The organism is Pseudomonas sp. R151218B TE3479, assembly GCF_053629195.1.
In genome coordinates this window covers 6,068,309-6,084,394 of sequence record NZ_JBRJHV010000001.1, presented here as the reverse complement: position 1 = coordinate 6,084,394, position 16,086 = coordinate 6,068,309, and the positions used below count along the sequence as shown (strand labels likewise).

General features: G+C 61.2%; 16 protein-coding genes and 1 pseudogene. 5 read left to right on the top strand and 12 right to left on the bottom strand.

Features of this window, described 5'->3' with window-relative positions:
* Positions 1-110 precede the first annotated feature (110 nt).
* Entirely contained in the window at positions 111-713 is a 603-nt protein-coding gene (locus tag AB7M32_RS26535; RefSeq protein WP_042729349.1) for a peroxiredoxin, read from the top strand.
* Positions 714-905: 192 nt separating this feature from the next.
* Here AB7M32_RS26535 and rnt read toward each other — a convergent pair whose 3' ends face one another.
* Both rnt and pyrC read right to left on the bottom strand, forming a co-directional pair.
* Positions 906-1,583: a ribonuclease T gene (gene rnt, locus AB7M32_RS26530; RefSeq protein WP_003204947.1), complete on the bottom strand. Its 678-nt coding sequence runs from the start codon at positions 1,581-1,583 to the stop codon at positions 906-908.
* Positions 1,580-2,626 carry a dihydroorotase gene (pyrC, locus tag AB7M32_RS26525; RefSeq protein ID WP_454251859.1) on the bottom strand — a complete coding sequence of 349 codons (1,047 nt, stop codon included), beginning with the start codon at positions 2,624-2,626 and terminating at the stop codon, positions 1,580-1,582. Before pyrC ends, rnt begins: the two co-directional genes overlap by 4 nt.
* A gap of 192 nt (positions 2,627-2,818) precedes the next feature.
* Between pyrC and AB7M32_RS26520 the strand changes: the two genes are divergently transcribed.
* Both AB7M32_RS26520 and AB7M32_RS26515 read left to right on the top strand, forming a co-directional pair.
* Positions 2,819-3,808, top strand: a complete 990-nt coding sequence (locus AB7M32_RS26520; protein ID WP_454251858.1) for a flagellar protein MotY — start codon at positions 2,819-2,821, stop codon at positions 3,806-3,808.
* A 128-nt stretch (positions 3,809-3,936) separates the two neighbouring features.
* Positions 3,937-5,154, top strand: a complete 1,218-nt coding sequence (locus tag AB7M32_RS26515; protein ID WP_003204943.1) for an argininosuccinate synthase — start codon at positions 3,937-3,939, stop codon at positions 5,152-5,154.
* Between the two features lie 309 nt (positions 5,155-5,463).
* Here the strand turns inward: AB7M32_RS26515 and AB7M32_RS26510 are convergent.
* Positions 5,464-5,739 (bottom strand): annotated as a pseudogene (locus AB7M32_RS26510) (hypothetical protein); the annotation flags it as partial.
* Between the two features lie 467 nt (positions 5,740-6,206).
* Here AB7M32_RS26510 and AB7M32_RS26505 point away from each other — a divergent pair.
* Positions 6,207-6,833: a response regulator transcription factor gene (locus tag AB7M32_RS26505; RefSeq protein WP_053124532.1), complete on the top strand. Its 627-nt coding sequence runs from the start codon at positions 6,207-6,209 to the stop codon at positions 6,831-6,833.
* Positions 6,834-6,887: 54 nt separating this feature from the next.
* Here the strand turns inward: AB7M32_RS26505 and AB7M32_RS26500 are convergent, their stop codons facing one another.
* From AB7M32_RS26500 to metG, 8 genes are all read right to left on the bottom strand, one after another.
* Positions 6,888-7,073, bottom strand: coding sequence for a PA3496 family putative envelope integrity protein (locus AB7M32_RS26500; protein ID WP_072408699.1), 186 nt, complete (start codon positions 7,071-7,073; stop codon positions 6,888-6,890).
* 107 nt (positions 7,074-7,180) lie between these two features.
* The gene (gene nth, locus AB7M32_RS26495) at positions 7,181-7,819 is read right to left on the bottom strand and encodes an endonuclease III (protein WP_053124528.1); all 639 of its coding nucleotides are present in this window, start codon (positions 7,817-7,819) and stop codon (positions 7,181-7,183) included.
* Entirely contained in the window at positions 7,816-8,349 is a 534-nt protein-coding gene (locus AB7M32_RS26490) for an Rnf-Nqr domain containing protein (RefSeq protein WP_454251857.1), read from the bottom strand. Before AB7M32_RS26490 ends, nth begins: the two co-directional genes overlap by 4 nt.
* Positions 8,342-8,950 carry an RnfABCDGE type electron transport complex subunit G gene (locus AB7M32_RS26485; RefSeq protein WP_454251856.1) on the bottom strand — a complete coding sequence of 203 codons (609 nt, stop codon included), beginning with the start codon at positions 8,948-8,950 and terminating at the stop codon, positions 8,342-8,344. Before AB7M32_RS26485 ends, AB7M32_RS26490 begins: the two co-directional genes overlap by 8 nt.
* On the bottom strand, positions 8,947-9,927 hold the full coding sequence (locus AB7M32_RS26480) for an RnfABCDGE type electron transport complex subunit D (protein WP_454251855.1): 981 nt from the start codon (positions 9,925-9,927) through the stop codon (positions 8,947-8,949). The genes AB7M32_RS26485 and AB7M32_RS26480 overlap by 4 nt, the downstream gene beginning before the upstream one ends.
* On the bottom strand, positions 9,914-10,927 hold the full coding sequence (rsxB, locus tag AB7M32_RS26475) for an electron transport complex subunit RsxB (protein ID WP_454251854.1): 1,014 nt from the start codon (positions 10,925-10,927) through the stop codon (positions 9,914-9,916). The genes AB7M32_RS26480 and rsxB overlap by 14 nt, the downstream gene beginning before the upstream one ends.
* Complete coding sequence (locus tag AB7M32_RS26470) at positions 10,924-11,496, bottom strand: Rnf-Nqr domain containing protein (RefSeq protein ID WP_454251853.1); 573 nt, start codon at positions 11,494-11,496, stop codon at positions 10,924-10,926. The genes rsxB and AB7M32_RS26470 overlap by 4 nt, the downstream gene beginning before the upstream one ends.
* A gap of 130 nt (positions 11,497-11,626) precedes the next feature.
* A complete protein-coding gene (gene metG / locus AB7M32_RS26465) occupies positions 11,627-13,672 on the bottom strand; it encodes a methionine--tRNA ligase (RefSeq protein ID WP_454251852.1) in 2,046 nt (681 codons plus the stop codon).
* 352 nt (positions 13,673-14,024) lie between these two features.
* Here metG and apbC point away from each other — a divergent pair, with 352 nt between their 5' ends.
* Positions 14,025-15,119 (top strand): iron-sulfur cluster carrier protein ApbC, encoded by a 1,095-nt coding sequence (apbC, locus tag AB7M32_RS26460; RefSeq protein ID WP_060740951.1) that lies wholly within the window; start codon positions 14,025-14,027, stop codon positions 15,117-15,119.
* Between the two features lie 126 nt (positions 15,120-15,245).
* Here apbC and AB7M32_RS26455 read toward each other — a convergent pair whose 3' ends face one another.
* Positions 15,246-16,004 (bottom strand): SDR family oxidoreductase, encoded by a 759-nt coding sequence (locus tag AB7M32_RS26455; protein WP_454251851.1) that lies wholly within the window; start codon positions 16,002-16,004, stop codon positions 15,246-15,248.
* Positions 16,005-16,086: the final 82 nt, after the last annotated feature.

The following is a 16,086-nucleotide window of genomic DNA, read 5'->3' as shown; positions in this document are numbered from 1 at the left end:
GTGTATGATGGTCGGCCCTTGCAAGCGGGTTCGTGTCACAGGGCTGTCGCCTGAGGGTGGCAGGCTGGCCCGGACTTTGTTTTCACGCTAATTACATCAGGAGATATCCAATGAGCGTACTCGTAGGCAAACAAGCCCCTGACTTCACCGTGCCAGCCGTGCTTGGCAACGGCGAAATCGTCGACAGCTTCACCCTGTCCTCGGCCATCAAAGGCAAATACGGCCTGGTGTTCTTCTATCCGCTGGACTTCACCTTCGTCTGCCCATCCGAGCTGATCGCACTGGATCACCGCATGGACGACTTCAAGGCCCGTAACGTTGAAGTGATCGCTGTTTCGATCGACTCGCACTTCACTCACAACGCCTGGCGCAACACCCCGATCAACAATGGCGGTATCGGTCAGGTGAAATACACCATGGCTGCCGACATGAAGCACGAAATCGCCAAGGCCTACGACGTTGAGTCCGAAGGCGGCGTGGCCTTCCGTGGCGCCTTCCTGATCGACGACAAGGGCGTTGTCCGTTCGCAGATCATCAACGACCTGCCGCTGGGCCGTAACATGGAAGAGCTGATCCGTCTGGTCGACGCGCTGCAATTCCACGAAGAGCACGGCGAAGTCTGCCCGGCCAACTGGAAAAAAGGCGACAAGGGCATGACCGCATCGCCTGAAGGCGTTGCCGCTTACCTGGGCGAGCACAGCGACAAGCTGTAAGCGCATCCAGGCATAAAAAAACCGGCCCTCGATGGGCCGGTTTTTTTATGGGTGTTCCAAAGCAGAATACAGTCCTGTGGCGAGGGAGCTTGCTCCCGCTTGAGTGCGCAGCGCTCACAACATCTTGGGGCGGCTACGCCACCCAGCGGGAGCAAGCTCCCTCGCCACACAAGAGCCATACCAGGCTTGTTGTCAGTCGTCGAAATCCTGCCAGCCGCCCATCTCTTTCCACCGGTTGACGATGCCGCAGAACAGTTCGGCGGTCTTCTCGGTGTCGTAGCGGGCCGAGTGCGCCTCACGGCCATCGAAATCGATATCGGCTGCCTGGCACGCCTTGGCCAGGACGGTCTGGCCATACGCCAGGCCCGCCAGGGTCGCGGTGTCGAAGCTGGAGAACGGGTGGAACGGGTTGCGCTTCATGTCCAGGCGCGCGACGGCGGCGTTGAGGAAGCCCAGGTCGAAGCTGCTGTTGTGCCCGACCAGGATCGCGCGCTTGCAACCGTTGGCCTTGAGCGCCTTGCGCACACCACGGAAGATGTCGGTCAGGGCCGTTTCTTCGCTGACCGCCATGCGCAACGGGTGATCGAGCTTGATCCCGGTGAACTCCAGGGCCGCCGCTTCGACGTTGGCGCCTTCGAACGGTTCGACACGGAAGAAATAGGTGTGGTCAGGGAACACAAAGCCTTTTTCGTCCATGCCGATGGTGGTCGCTGCGATTTCCAGCAAGGCGTCTGTGGCGGAATTGAAACCACCGGTTTCTACATCGACGACGACCGGCAGATAACCACGGAACCGCGCGGCCATGGGGTGACGGGCGCCGCCCGAACCACCGTTGCCGTCCAGTTCGTCGTCGAAATGATCTTCACTCACGCGTTTTCCTCCAGCAGGCGCCAGCGCAGTTTTTCACCGGCGCGCAGCGGGATGACGGTCTGCTCGCCGAAGGGCAGGCTGACAGGGGCGGTCCATTCTTCACGGACCAGGGTAATACGGTCGGTGTTCACCGGCAGGCCATAGAAGCGCGGGCCATGCAGGCTGGCGAAGCCTTCGAGTTTTTCCAGCGCATTGCGCTGTTCGAACGCCTCGGCGTACATCTCGATGGCGGCATAGGCGGTGTAGCAGCCGGCGCAACCGCAGGCCGCTTCCTTGGCGTGACGGGCGTGGGGCGCCGAGTCGGTGCCGAGGAAAAACTTGGCGCTGCCGCTGGTGGCGGCGTCCAGCAAGGCTTCCTGGTGGGTATTGCGCTTGAGGATCGGCAGGCAATAGAAGTGCGGCCGGATCCCGCCTACCAGCATGTGGTTGCGGTTGTACAGCAGGTGGTGGGCGGTAATGGTCGCGCCGACGTTGGCCGGGGCCTCGTTGACGAACTGCACGGCATCGCCGGTGGTGATGTGTTCGAATACCACCTTGAGGGTCGGGAAGCGCTCCACGACGCGGCGCATGTGCTCGTCGATGAAGATCTTCTCGCGGTCGAACACATCGACGTCGCCCCGGGTAACCTCACCATGGATCAACAACGGCATGCCGACTTCGGCCATGGCCTCCAGCGCCGGGAAGATCTTGTCGATGCTGGTGACACCGGAATCGGAGTTGGTCGTCGCGCCGGCGGGATACAGCTTGGCGGCATGGACAAAACCGCTGGCCTTGGCGTCGCGAATCTCTTCGGGCTGGGTGCGGTCGGTGAGGTAAAGCACCATCAGCGGTTCGAAGCGGCTGCCAGCTGGGCGCGCGGCGAGGATACGCTGGCGATAGCCATCGGCCTCGGCGGCGTTGCGCACGGGCGGAACCAGGTTAGGCATGATGATTGCGCGCCCGAAGGTGCGCGCGACATCGGCGACGGTATGGGTCAACACAGCACCATCGCGAAGATGAATATGCCAGTCGTCGGGACGCAGCAGGGTCAGGCGGTCGGACATTGGGGGGCTTCCAGGCGGGTCAAACTCTGGGGAATGCTACCGGAAAAGACCGATTCAGGCACCCGCTATCAAGTTCTGCCACAACTTACCGATAGCTCCTACAGGTGTGCCACGAATCCGTGCAGTGCCCCGGACAGGCGTCATGCCCCCAAGCATGCGTCGATCTTTGTATAAAAGTCAGTGGAGCCTCCCGTGCGCCAGCGTTATCTAGCCTTGCTCAGTGTGTTTGCCAGCTTTCCCGCCATGGCGCTCACTTTCCAGACCCGTCTGGAGAGCATTGAGTGGACGGTCGAAGGCGATAAATTCGAGTGCCGGTTGAGCCAGCCGATCACCGACTTCGGCAGCGGCGAGTTCGTGCGTCGGGCGGGCGAGCAGGCCACCTTCAGGCTCAAGGCCTATAATCCGATGCTCGGCGGCGGTTCCGCGACCCTGCTGGCGGCGGCGGCACCCTGGCAACCGGGGCGGGGCGATATCAACCTGGGTTCGGTCAGCATTGGCAGTGGCGATGTATTGTTCAACAGCTCCCAGGTCCAGGCCGGTCGTTTGATCAGCGGGCTGATGGACGGTCGTAGCCCTGTGGTACGACGCAACACCGAGGACGGTCGAGTGTCCGAAGTCCGGTTGCTGCCGGTGCGTTTCAACAAGGCCTTCAGCGATTATCAGAGCTGTGTGGCCAAGTTGCTGCCGAAAAATTTCGAGCAGGTGAAGCAGACCCAGATCGGCTTCCCCGGCGAAGAAGTCGAACTCGATGCCCGGGCCAAGGCCCAGTTGCAGGTGATGCTCGACTTCATCAAGGCCGATCCGAGCGTCAATCATGTCGAGCTTGACGGTCACTCCGACAACAGCGGCAATCGCCTGACCAACCGCGAGCTGTCACGCCGCCGGGCCCTGGCGGTCCAGGATTTCTTCAAGGCCAATGGTTTCCAGGAGTCGCAGATTACCCTGCGCTTCCACGGCGAGCGTTATCCCCTGGTGCCCAACACCAACGCCGCCAACCGGGCCAAGAACCGTCGCGTGGTCGTGCGCCTCGAGCGCGTGGCGGCTAGCGAAGCACCGGCACCCCAGGCTCCCGCCGCGCAGCCCGCACCCGCAGCGGCCCCTGCCAAGGTGCCGGCGCCCACCGCGGCGCCGGCAAAGACACCGGCACCCACGCCCGTCGGAGCGACCGCGCGGACCTCCTGATTCGATTTTGACCGTCGCGCGTTCGACATAATCTGTCGCTTCGTCGTCATAAGCTGTCGCGCCTCTGTAAATTATCCGCGCTGGACGTTAGACTTCACGGCTTTCCGTACAACCCGTGGAGTGATGGCATGGCGGACGTAAACAAGGTCGTTCTGGCGTATTCCGGCGGCCTGGACACTTCGGTGATCCTGAAGTGGCTGCAGGACACTTATAACTGCGAAGTGGTGACCTTCACCGCTGACCTGGGGCAGGGCGAGGAAGTCGAGCCTGCACGCGCCAAGGCTCAGGCCATGGGCGTCAAAGAGATCTACATCGATGACCTGCGCGAAGAGTTCGTCCGCGACTTCGTGTTCCCGATGTTCCGCGCCAACACCGTTTACGAAGGCGAGTACCTGCTGGGTACGTCCATCGCCCGTCCGTTGATTGCCAAGCGCCTGATCGAAATCGCCAACGAAACCGGCGCCGATGCCATTTCCCACGGCGCTACCGGCAAAGGCAACGACCAGGTGCGTTTCGAGCTGGGCGCCTATGCCCTCAAGCCGGGCGTGAAAGTCATTGCCCCGTGGCGTGAATGGGACTTGCTGTCCCGTGAAAAACTGATGGACTACGCCGAGAAGCACGCGATTCCAATCGAGCGTCACGGCAAGAAGAAATCCCCGTACTCGATGGATGCCAACCTGCTGCACATCTCCTATGAAGGCGGCGTGCTGGAAGACACCTGGACCGAGCACGAAGAAGACATGTGGCGCTGGACCGTCTCCCCCGAGAAGGCCCCGGATACCCCGCAATACCTGGAGCTGACCTATCGCAATGGCGATATCGTCGCCCTGGACGGCGTGGAAATGAGTCCGGCCACCGTGCTGGCGACCCTGAACCGCATCGGCGGCGAACACGGCATCGGTCGTCTGGACATCGTCGAGAACCGCTATGTCGGCATGAAGTCCCGCGGCTGCTACGAAACCCCGGGCGGCACCATCATGCTGCGCGCTCACCGGGCGATCGAATCGATCACCCTGGACCGCGAAGTGGCTCACCTCAAGGACGAGCTGATGCCCAAGTACGCCAGCCTGATCTACACCGGCTACTGGTGGAGCCCTGAGCGTCTGATGCTGCAGCAGATGATCGACGCCTCCCAGGCTCACGTGAATGGCGTGGTACGCCTGAAACTGTACAAGGGCAACGTGATCGTCACCGGGCGTAAGTCCGACGAGTCGTTGTTCGACGCTAACATCGCGACCTTCGAAGAAGACGGCGGTGCCTATAACCAGGCCGACGCGGCTGGCTTCATCAAGCTCAATGCCCTGCGCATGCGCATCGCGGCGAACAAGGGTCGCAAGCTGTTCTGACCCTGGCGATAAAAAAACGGCCTGCCTTGAGCAGGCCGTTTTTTTTGCCTTCTGCTTTGCGCGCGCAGCCTATTTGCTGCAGCGCTGCCTCCTGATAGCTCATTCATCCTGCCCGTGGGTTGCAAGGTCTGCGTGGTGGTAAATGACGTATACGACGATGCCGGCGTGCTTCAAATGCTCCGCTCGATGGGTCTCGATCAGGCGCCGGGATTGGCGGCATAGGATGCAAAGGGTGTCCGGCGGCTCATGCCTGGGTCGATGAAGACTGAGCAGTCGCCGCCGTTGGGCCTTGCCCGTCCGGCGTAGCACTCGTTTGCGCCGACAGGTCGCGTCAGCCATGGTCTTTATGAAGTGTTTGCTCTTGCGAAAATCCGAAGGTGAATACAAGGAACGATAATTGAAGTTGAGGGTGATGAAAAAAAGCAGCAATAAATAAAAGGGAAAGCTGATCAGGAACCAGAGGTAATACTCACGGTCCTGGTCATCCAGAAAAGGCAGGGAAATAGCCGCGGACGTTTCGGATAAAGTTGCGAATATGGCGATAAGGGTCATGGGGTTGGTGATGGTCTTCAAAGGTTTGTTCATGGTTAATGCTCATGGAATATTCATGCTCGGCGAGTGGGCTGGAAAAATAATATTGGTGGTTGGCAAGGTGACGCTGAAAACAATCAGGGCTGTCGATATTTTATATCGGAAGCCTGAACGTCTCTTATATATGAGTTTCCGCTGCTGAAGTGAGGCGCGCGAGTTTTAACAGCAAATAATTCAGTTACTCTTTATGAGTGAAGTGATTTGCGATGGCCGGTCCGCAGGCAGGCGTGGCGGTGAAAGAGCGCATTATTCATGGGGGGCGGACTCTCAAGGGCGACCGGTCCTTCTCCGTAAAAAATTCAGGACACATTTTTCCCGGCGGAATTTGTAGGAATTTTCTGTATAGCTTGTAGGTTCTGTCTCTCGGTGCGAGCGGTCGGGGGGGGGCGGCATGCCAAGGTAGAAATGACTAGGCTATTGTGCGTGCTCTAAAAATTCGAACAGCGAAGTTGGATTTGCCCATGAATAAAGTGCTGATCGTGGATGATCATCCCGTCATTCGTCTTGCTGTACGTTTGCTGATGGAGCGTCATGGTTATGAGGTCGTTGCCGAAACCGACAACGGCGTCGATGCGTTACAACTTGCTCGTGAACTTATGCCCGATATCGTCATTCTCGATATCGGTATTCCGAAGCTGGACGGGTTGGAGGTCATTGCCCGTTTGACGGCCATACCTTCGTCAATGAAGGTATTGGTACTGACTTCCCAGGCGCCTGGACATTTTTCAATGCGCTGCATGCAGACAGGGGCGGCCGGGTATGTCTGCAAGCAACAGGACCTTACTGAATTGTTAAGTGCAATCAAGGCAGTACTGTCCGGCTATAGTTACTTTCCCAACCAGGCATTGCACACGGTGCGATCGAGCCTGGGTAATGCCAGTGAGTCCGATATGGTCGATCGGTTGTCGGGACGGGAGATGATGGTCTTGCAGCAACTGGCGCGCGGCAAGACCAACAAGGAAATCGCCGATGGAATGTTCTTGAGCAACAAGACCGTCAGTACTTACAAGACCCGTCTGTTATTGAAGCTCAATGCTCGTTCGCTGGTCGACCTGATCGAGCTGGCGCAGCGCAATGGGTTGGTGTGAGGCTGCTGTCACGCGTACTCAATAAAAAGCCTCCATCAGGGAGGCTTTTACGTGTCAGAGGTCAAAGTCGTAATCGGCCAGTTGCTTCTGTAAACGACGCTCTTCCAGCAGGTTATCGATGGTGCGGCGCTTGCTCAGGTTGGTTTTCGCGACTTCCGGTACGACCGCAGGTTCACCGTCGTCGGCTTCAACGGCGATGAATTCGTCTTCTACATCCAGTTGTTCTTTGCCAGCACTCATGGGTTCGACTCCAGGCTAAGACTGCCATTGGCGCTCCTTATATCGATAAACCACGGGCGGGTAAAAAAGATTTTTTCAATCGATAGATCGATAAAAGCAATAGCGCCTCAATCGTCCGACGTCTTGTGCTTGTATTCGCATAAGTCTTCGATTCGGCAGCTGCCGCAGCGGGGCTTGCGCGCCAGGCAGACGTAGCGTCCATGGAGGATGAGCCAGTGATGGGAGTCCAGCAGGTATTCCTTGGGGACAAACTTCATCAGCTTCTTCTCCACCTCCACCACGTTTTTGCCGGGGGCCAGCCCGGTACGGTTGCTGACGCGGAAAATGTGGGTATCGACCGCCATGGTCAATTGCCGAAACGCGGTATTGAGCACGACGTTGGCGGTTTTGCGGCCGACACCTGGAAGGGCTTCCAGCGCTTCACGGGTTTGCGGGATTTCACTGCCGTGGCGCTCGATCAGCAGGCGGCAGGTTTCGATCACGTTTTTGGCCTTGCTGTTGAACAGGCCGATGGTCTTGATGTACTCGGACAACCCTTCGACGCCCAAGGCGTAGATCGCCTCCGGAGTGTTGGCGACCGGGAACAATTTGGCCGTGGCCTTGTTGACGCCGACGTCGGTGGACTGGGCCGACAGGATGACCGCGATCAGCAACTCGAACGGCGAGGAATAGGCCAGTTCGGTTTTCGGTTCCGGGTTGTCCTCGTGAAAGCGACGGAATATTTCCAGGCGTTTTGCGGCGTTCATGGGCGCGGCGTTTCCTCGGTGGTTGAAGGGGATTTGACTGCCGTCCAGGCCTGTCGGGCCGCCAGCAGCAGCCCGAGCAGAATGAACCCACCCGGGGCGAGCAAGGCCAGGGGGAGACCGCTGCCGATCAGCTCACGCAAGGTGCCCAGGCTGACCATCAAGAGACCGAACACCCCAGCCAGCCTGAGACGTCCAGGCAAGCGAGACTCAACGAACAGACCCGCATGCTCCAACGCCACGCAGCTCAGGGCGATCCAGCCCAGGTAAAGGCTCAGCGGTCGATACAGTTCCAATGCCCAGGCCTGGACGACAAAACCTATGCAGGTGGTCAGCGTAGCGGCCAGCACGATGGCGGCGAGCAGTTGTTGCGGGTCTGTCAGGCGTTGTCGGACAAACCCCATCGCCAAGCCCTGGCAGAAGAAAATCAAGGCCCAGGCCAGCCATAGCACCAGTGCGGCCATCAGCGAATGGCTGGCGCCCACCAGCGGGACGAGCAGCAGGCCGTGTGTCAGGCCCCATGGCTTATTCATTGGCAGGCACTCCCAACGCAGCCTTGTGCTCGTCGAAGTAACGCAGCGCGTCGTGAACCGCTTGGAGCACCGTCCGGGACGTCACCGTTGCGCCGGCCAGTTGATCGAACTGTCCCTGGTCCTTCTTCAGGGCCCAGCCGCTGTCGTCAGGCGCCTGGCGTGATTTGCCGGTGAAGACCTGCATCCAGGTGTTCGGCCAGCCGGCAATCGCCGCGCCCAACCCGGGGGTTTCGGCTTGGCGCAGCGTCTTGACGCCCAGCACCCGGCCCTGTGGATCGATGGCGACCAGCAATTCGATGCTGCCTTCATAGCCGGGCGCCTGGCTACGCAGCAGCACGGCGCTGGGCTGGCCATTGCGGGTCGCCAGATAACCGCCCAGCAGCGTGCTATGGGCCAAGGTTACCGAGGCGGTGAAAACGGGGTGCGCCAACGGCTGATTGTCGTAGAGGTCAGCGGGCAGCACCTCAAGCAAGGTCCTGTTCGCCAACGCTTGCCGCTGGGCCTCGATGCGCCCAGCGGTGCCGAGGTGTGTGAGGTAAGTGGCACTGCTACCGAGGCCGATCAACAGAATCAGGATTGCCACGCCGCCGGGATTCTTCATATCAGTGGCCGCCGTTGTCGCGCCTCGGCAAACCGGTCCAGCGCCGGTACCCCGAGGTTCATCAGCAACACCGCGAACGCCACGCCATCGGGGTAACCACCCCAAGTGCGGATCAGGTAGACCAGCAGCCCCATGCCCGCGCCAAACAGCAGACGGGCGAGAGGAGCCTTGGCGCCAGAGACCGGTTCGGTCGCGATAAAAAACGCGCCGAGCATGGTCGCGCCGCTGAACAGATGGAACAGCGGTGAGCCATGGGAATCGGACCCCGACCCGTTCCAGCACAGCAGGCTGACGATAAACAGGCTCGCCAGCAGGCCCACCGGCGCATGCCAACTGAACACCCGTTGCTGCAACAGAAACAGACCGCCTGCCAGGAAGGCCAGATTGACCCATTCGGCACCGCGGCCACCGAAACGCCCGAACGCCGGATCGCTGGCGAACAGTTCATCGATGGTCAGGCTCGTGTTGGTCCGCAGGCTGTCCAGCGCGGTGGCCCCGGCCCAGGCGTCGGGCGCCGGATGAGTGCCGAACACCTGTTGCAAGCCTTCAAGCAGGCCCAGGCCGTGGGACGCGGGACTCATATAGGCGGGAAACGTCACCAACACCAGGGCATACCCGAGCATCGCGGGGTTGAACGGGTTGCTACCGACGCCGCCCCACAGGTGCTTGCCGAACAGCAAGGCGCAGGCGGCCGCGGTGACGGTCAGCCACCAGGGGCAATACGCCGGCAAGGCCAGGGCCAACAACGTGGCACTGACCAGTGCGCTGCCATCGTTCAGCTCGGGTTTGAGTGGCCGGCGGCGCAAACGCAGCACCCACGCTTCGACCGCCAGCGCGGTGAGGCCGGACAACAGCAGGTTGAGCGCCACGCCCCAGCCCTGGAACCACAGCAACGCCAGCACGCCGGGCAGTGTCGCCAGCAACACCCGCGTCATCGCAGGCCGCAGCCGTTCGTCCACGGGCTCAGGAAGCGGCATGGACATCCACCTGGCGTTCGGCATCCTTCACCGCTTGTTCCAACGCCTGCAGTTGTTCATCCGATGCCGCCGCCGTACGGGCTTTGCTGAGTTCGGCGCGGCGCATCGCCAGTTGGATCTTGGCTCGCTTCAGTTCGGTGCTTTGTGCCGGAGCCGGGGCTGGAGTGGTCGCGGGTGCGGCGTTTTCCAGTTGGCTCAGGGCCTGCTCGGCCGCTTCGAACTGGCGTTGCAGCAGGATCAGTTGCGACTGCTGCTCGAAGGTTGGCGGATGGCCGAACGCTTTCAAGGATTTGTTCAACTGCGCCCGGCTCATGGCCAGGTCAACCTTGGCTTTTTTCAAGGCAGCATCGGCGGTGGCGGCTTTTTGCGCGCGCACGCGTTCCAGTGCGGCTTGTACGGGATCGAGCGGCTGCTCCTGTTCCTTGGCCTGGGCCGCGCGCTGGGTACGGGCCAAGCGCTCTGCCTGGCGCTGTTCTTCTTCGCGGCGCAGGCGCGCATTGCGCTGTTCGAAGCGGCGCCGGGCGTGGTTGCGCTTGGCTGTTCGCGCCTGTTGCTCGGCGGCGCTGAAGGCCAGGCCGCCGACAATCGGCAACACGCTTGCCGTCGGCAGAGGCCGCATTTCGATGCAGTCGACCGGGCAGGGCGCCACGCACAGGTCGCAGCCGGTGCATTCATCGATGAGGACGGTGTGCATCAGCTTGGCCGCGCCTACAATCGCGTCCACGGGACAGGCCTGGATGCACTTGGTGCAACCGATGCATTCAGCTTCGCGGATAAAGGCGATTTGCGCCGGAGCCACGCCGCGGCTGGTGTCCAGTTCCAGCACCGGGATTTTCATCAGCTCGGCCAGGGCCGCGATGGTTTCGCGCCCGCCGGGCGGGCATTTGTTGATCGGCTCGCCCTGGGCGATGCCTTCGGCGTAGGGCTTGCACCCGGGGTGGCCGCACTTGCCGCATTGGGTCTGCGGCAACAGGGCGTCGATACGTTGAATCAGGCTCATGTTTTGACCAGCCCGCGCAATCCGAGAAAGGCCACCGCCATCAGTCCGGCACTGATCAACTGAATCGGCAGGCCCCGAAAAGGCAAGGCAATAGCGTGATTGAAGGTGCGCTGGCGCAAGTCGTCGAACAGGCCCAGCACCAGCCAGAAGCCCAGTCCGGCACCCAGGCTCAGCGCCACGGCGTGGCCCAGGCCTCGGTCTTCCTGACCGTTGAGGAGCGTGACGCCCAGGATGCCGGCGTTGCCGAGCAATAGCGGCCACAACCCATCGAACGGCATTGCTGGCAGCCAGTGAGTCAGCAGGCGCAGCAAGGGCCCGATCAGCAGGATGCTCAAGGACAGCCAGACCAACAGGCGCAGGAATGTCAGATCGGTTGGCACGAGCACCCCATGATCGAGCAGATAGCCCAGGGTGCCGACGATCAGCATCAGGCATGCCGTTGCCAGGCCCAGGGCATGCACCTGCCTTCTGCCGTTGGCCGCCAGCAGCGGATCGACGCCCAGCGGCCAATGCAACACCAGGTTGTTGATCAGGGCAGCGCTGAACAGCGTGAGGACGATTTCGGTCATGGGCGTGTGGGCGACAAAGGGCCTGTTACAAGATTAGGCATTATCCGGCACGTCAGGAGTGCGGGCCAGATATGAAAATCCCACAGGCACCTGCAAGGCGACTGTGGGATCGGTGCAGCACGCGGTCGCGTTACTTGATCCGCTGGCCCGGCTTGGCGCCGCTGTCAGGGCTCAACAGGTAGATTTCCTCGCCACCGGGGCCCGCCGCCATCACCATGCCTTCGGAGATACCGAAGCGCATTTTGCGCGGCTTGAGGTTGGCGATCATCATCGTCAACCGACCTTCGAGCTTGGCCGGGTCCGGGTAGGCACTCTTGATACCGGAGAACACATTGCGTTGCTCATCGCCGATGTCCAGGGTCAGGCGCAACAGCTTGTCGGCCCCTTCAACGGCCTCGGCCTTGACGATCAGCGCCACGCGCAGATCAACGGCGGCGAAAGCGTCGAAGTCGATTTCCGGCGACAACGGATCCTTGGTCAACTCACCGTTGCCGGTCGGGCCACCGGTATCGGTCTGGCTGGCGGCCAGGTCTTCCTTGGAGGCGTCGATCATGGCTTGGACCTTGGTGGCATCGATACGGGTCATCAACGGCTTGAACGCGTTCAACTGATGGTTGCTCAGCAGTGTCTGGTGGTCGTTCCAGGTCAGCGGCGCGACGTTCAGGAACGCCTCCGCATCGGCGGCCAGCAACGGCAGCACCGGCTTGAGGAAGATCACCAACTGGCGGAACAGGTTGATGCCCAAGGCGCAGATGGCCTGGACTTCGTCCTGCTTGCCTTCCTGCTTGGCCAGTGACCACGGGGCCTTGTCGGCGATCCAGGCATTGGCGCGGTCGGCCAGGGCCATGATTTCGCGCATGGCACGGGCAAAGTCGCGGCTCTCGTAGGCATCGGCGATGCTGGGCGCCGCCGCCAGGAAAGCGCCGGTCAGTTCCGGCGCGGCGTTGCCGGCGACCAGGACCCCGGCGTTGCCCTTGTGGATGAACCCGGCGCAACGGCTGGCAATGTTGACGACCTTGCCCACCAGGTCGGAGTTGACCTTCTGCACGAAGTCTTCGAGGTTCAGGTCCAGGTCGTCGACGCCGCGGCCGAGCTTGGCCGCGTAGTAGTAGCGCAGGTATTCCGGAGACAGGTGGTCCAGGTAGGTCCGGGCCTTGATGAAGGTGCCGCGGGACTTGGACATCTTCTGGCCATTGACGGTCAGGTAGCCATGGACGTTGATGCCGGTCGGCTTGCGGAAACCGGCGCCTTCGAGCATGGCGGGCCAGAACAGTGCGTGGAAGTTGACGATGTCCTTGCCGATGAAGTGATACACCTCGGCCGTGGAGTCCTTGCCCCAGAACGCGTCGAAGTCCAGCTCAGGCGTGCGGTCGCAAAGGTTCTTGAAGCTCGCCATGTAGCCGATGGGCGCGTCCAGCCACACATAGAAATACTTGCCGGGCTCGCCGGGGATTTCGAAGCCGAAGTACGGCGCATCGCGGGAAATGTCCCACTCTTGCAGGCCGGCGTCGAGCCATTCGGCGAGCTTGTTGGCCACCGCGTCGTGCAACGTGCCGCTGCGGGTCCAGGTTTGCAGCATCTCCTGGAAATCCGGCAGCTTGAAGAAGAAGTGCTGGGAGTCCCTGAGCACCGGGGTGGCGCCGGAAATCGCCGATTTCGGGTCTTTCAGGTCGGTCGGTGCGTAGGTGGCGCCGCATTTTTCGCAGTTGTCGCCGTACTGGTCCTCGGTGCCGCATTTCGGGCAGGTGCCCTTGATGAAGCGGTCGGCCAGGAACATGTTCTTTTCCGGGTCGAAATACTGGGTGACCGAACGGGTGGCGATGTGCCCGGCGTCACGCAGCTTCAGGTAGATCTGGCTCGACAGCTCACGGTTTTCTTCGGAGTGAGTGGAATGGAAGTTGTCGAAGTTCACCAGGAACTCGGCAAAGTCGGCGCTGTGTTCGGCCTGGACGTTGGCGATCAGTTGTTCCGGGGTGATGCCTTCCTTTTCCGCACGCAGCATGATGGCCGAACCGTGGGCGTCGTCGGCGCAGACATAAATGCACTGGTTGCCGCGATGTTTCTGGAAGCGCGTCCACATATCGGTCTGGATGTATTCCAGCATATGGCCGAGGTGAATCGAACCATTGGCATAGGGCAGGGCGCTGGTGACGAGAATCTTGCGTGGCTCGGACATGGGGCTCGGCTACTTGATGAAACGGAGGTCGGCCACTATAAAGCGCCGGGAAATATATTTCACCCCACCGGCCTGTTTCCGCATGCATCGGTTGGGAACGGCAAAAGGCCTGAGCCAGGCACAATCTGTGGCGAGGGGATTCATCCCCGCTGGACTGCGCAGCAGTCCCAAAACATTCGAACCAGACCAACCTGACTCACCGAGGCGCGAGGTTTTGGGGTTGCTTCGCAACCCAGCGGGGATAAATCCCCTCGCCACAAAGGTGTTCGCCCTGCTGTAATCGGGTCGCCACGCGGGAGCGCTCGGCGTAGGATAGCGGCCTGTTTTTCAAGTCTTGCTATCGGAGTTGCCCATGAGCGCCGTCAACCGCGCAGCGGTGGAAACCGTCCTTCGCCAGTACACCGACCCCTACCTGAACCAGGACCCGGTCAGCGCCGGATGCGTGCGCGCCATCGATATCCAGGGCGATCGCGTCAGTGTCCAGCTGGAAATCGGCTACGCCGCCGACCTGTTCAAGAGCGGCTGGGCGCAGATGCTGCAAATGGCGATCGAAGGCCTGGACGGCGTGACAGCCGCGACGGTCCAGGTCACCAGCGTGATCGCTGCGCATAAGGCCCAGGCGCAGGTGCCGGGGCTGGCCAACGTCAAGAACGTGATCGCCGTGGCCTCGGGCAAGGGCGGCGTGGGCAAGTCCACCACCGCCGCCAACCTGGCCCTGGCCCTGGCCCGTGAAGGGGCGAAGGTCGGGATTCTCGATGCGGACATCTACGGTCCGAGCCAGGGCATCATGTTCGGGATCGCCGAGGGCACCCGGCCCCAGATCAAGGACCAGAAGTGGTTCGTGCCGCTGCAATCCCATGGGGTGGAAGTCATGTCCATGGCCTTCCTGACCGACGACAACACGCCGATGGTCTGGCGCGGACCGATGGTTTCCGGGGCCTTGCTGCAACTGGTCACGCAAACCGCGTGGGGCGACCTGGATTACCTGGTGATCGACATGCCGCCGGGCACCGGCGATATCCAGCTGACCCTGGCGCAGAAAGTCCCGGTGGCCGGTGCGGTGATCGTCACTACCCCCCAGGACCTGGCCCTGCTGGACGCGCGCAAGGGCGTGGAGATGTTCCGCAAGGTGAACATCCCTGTGTTGGGCGTGGTGGAAAACATGGCCGTGCACATCTGCTCCAACTGCGGACATGCCGAGCACCTGTTCGGCGAAGGTGGCGGGGAAAAACTGGCGACCCAGTACGGCGTCGAATTGCTGGCTTCGCTGCCGCTGTCGATGGTGATCCGCGAACAGGCCGACGGCGGTAAACCGACGGTCATCGCCGAACCGGACAGTCAGATCGCCATGGTCTATCAGGAACTGGCCCGCCACGTGGGCGCGCGGATCGTGCTGCAGGAGGCCGCATCACCGGCAATGCCGAACATCACCGTCAGCGACGATTGATAGAGTGAAACCCTATCCACTGTGGGAGCGAGCTTGCTCGCGATAGCGGCGTATCAGTCGCCTCAAGGCTGACTGAACTGACGCTATCGCGAGCAAGCTCGCTCCCACATTTGGTTTGCCGTGACCTTAGATCCGCAACCCGCCATCCATCTCCAGAATCCGACCGGTGTAGTAGTCATTCTCGAAGATATACGCCGCCGAATGGGCGATCTCCTCGGGCTTGCCCATGCGCTTGAGCGGAATCCCCGAGGTCATTTTCTCCAGGGCTTCGGGTTTCATGCCCAGGGTCATCTCGGTTTCGATGAAGCCCGGTGCGATGCCGGCGACACGGATGCCGTAGCGCGCCAGTTCCTTCGCCCAGGTCACGGTGGCGGCGGCCACACCGGCCTTGGCGGCCGAGTAATTGGTCTGGCCGACATTGCCGGCGCGGGAAATCGACGAGATATTGATGATGGCGCCGCTATTCTTCAGCTCGACCATTTTCGCCGCCACTTCACGGGTGCACAGGAACACGCCGGTGAGGTTGACATCGATCACGGCCTGCCACTGGGCCAGGCTCATCTTGGTCATTTCGCCATCCTTGACCTTGAGCAGCAGGCCGTCGCGCAGGATCCCGGCGTTGTTGATCAAGCCGTGGATCGCGCCGAAGTCCTCGGCCACCCGGGCAACCATGTCGATGACCTGATCTTCATTGGCGACATTGCACAGGTAGGCACGGGCCTCGATGCCCTTGGCTGCGCAGGCGGCCACCGCCTGGTCGAGTTTTTCCTGATTGAGGTCCACCAGCGCCAGCTTTGCGCCTTTACCGGCGAAATACTCGGCCATGGAACGACCCAGGCCCTGGCAACCGCCAGTGATAATGATTACTTTGTCAGTGAGTTGCATTCTCATGTCCAGGTGGCGCAGCGATGGAGGGGGACCTGTTGGGAGGCCTCTCGATTTGCGACGGTGTAGCCCGACTGCACAC

Excerpts from the sequence above, each read along its gene's own strand:
- AB7M32_RS26535 (WP_042729349.1), top strand. The coding sequence starts at position 111 with ATGAGCGTACTCGTAGGCAAACAAGCCCCTGACTTCACCGTGCCAGCC.
- pyrC (WP_454251859.1), bottom strand. The coding sequence starts at position 2,626 with ATGTCCGACCGCCTGACCCTGCTGCGTCCCGACGACTGGCATATTCAT.
- AB7M32_RS26515 (WP_003204943.1), top strand. The coding sequence starts at position 3,937 with ATGGCGGACGTAAACAAGGTCGTTCTGGCGTATTCCGGCGGCCTGGAC.
- AB7M32_RS26505 (WP_053124532.1), top strand. The coding sequence starts at position 6,207 with ATGAATAAAGTGCTGATCGTGGATGATCATCCCGTCATTCGTCTTGCT.
- AB7M32_RS26500 (WP_072408699.1), bottom strand. The coding sequence starts at position 7,073 with ATGAGTGCTGGCAAAGAACAACTGGATGTAGAAGACGAATTCATCGCC.
- nth (WP_053124528.1), bottom strand. The coding sequence starts at position 7,819 with ATGAACGCCGCAAAACGCCTGGAAATATTCCGTCGCTTTCACGAGGAC.
- AB7M32_RS26490 (WP_454251857.1), bottom strand. The coding sequence starts at position 8,349 with ATGAATAAGCCATGGGGCCTGACACACGGCCTGCTGCTCGTCCCGCTG.
- AB7M32_RS26485 (WP_454251856.1), bottom strand. The coding sequence starts at position 8,950 with ATGAAGAATCCCGGCGGCGTGGCAATCCTGATTCTGTTGATCGGCCTC.
- AB7M32_RS26480 (WP_454251855.1), bottom strand. The coding sequence starts at position 9,927 with ATGCCGCTTCCTGAGCCCGTGGACGAACGGCTGCGGCCTGCGATGACG.
- rsxB (WP_454251854.1), bottom strand. The coding sequence starts at position 10,927 with ATGAGCCTGATTCAACGTATCGACGCCCTGTTGCCGCAGACCCAATGC.
- AB7M32_RS26470 (WP_454251853.1), bottom strand. The coding sequence starts at position 11,496 with ATGACCGAAATCGTCCTCACGCTGTTCAGCGCTGCCCTGATCAACAAC.
- metG (WP_454251852.1), bottom strand. The coding sequence starts at position 13,672 with ATGTCCGAGCCACGCAAGATTCTCGTCACCAGCGCCCTGCCCTATGCC.
- apbC (WP_060740951.1), top strand. The coding sequence starts at position 14,025 with ATGAGCGCCGTCAACCGCGCAGCGGTGGAAACCGTCCTTCGCCAGTAC.
- AB7M32_RS26455 (WP_454251851.1), bottom strand. The coding sequence starts at position 16,004 with ATGCAACTCACTGACAAAGTAATCATTATCACTGGCGGTTGCCAGGGC.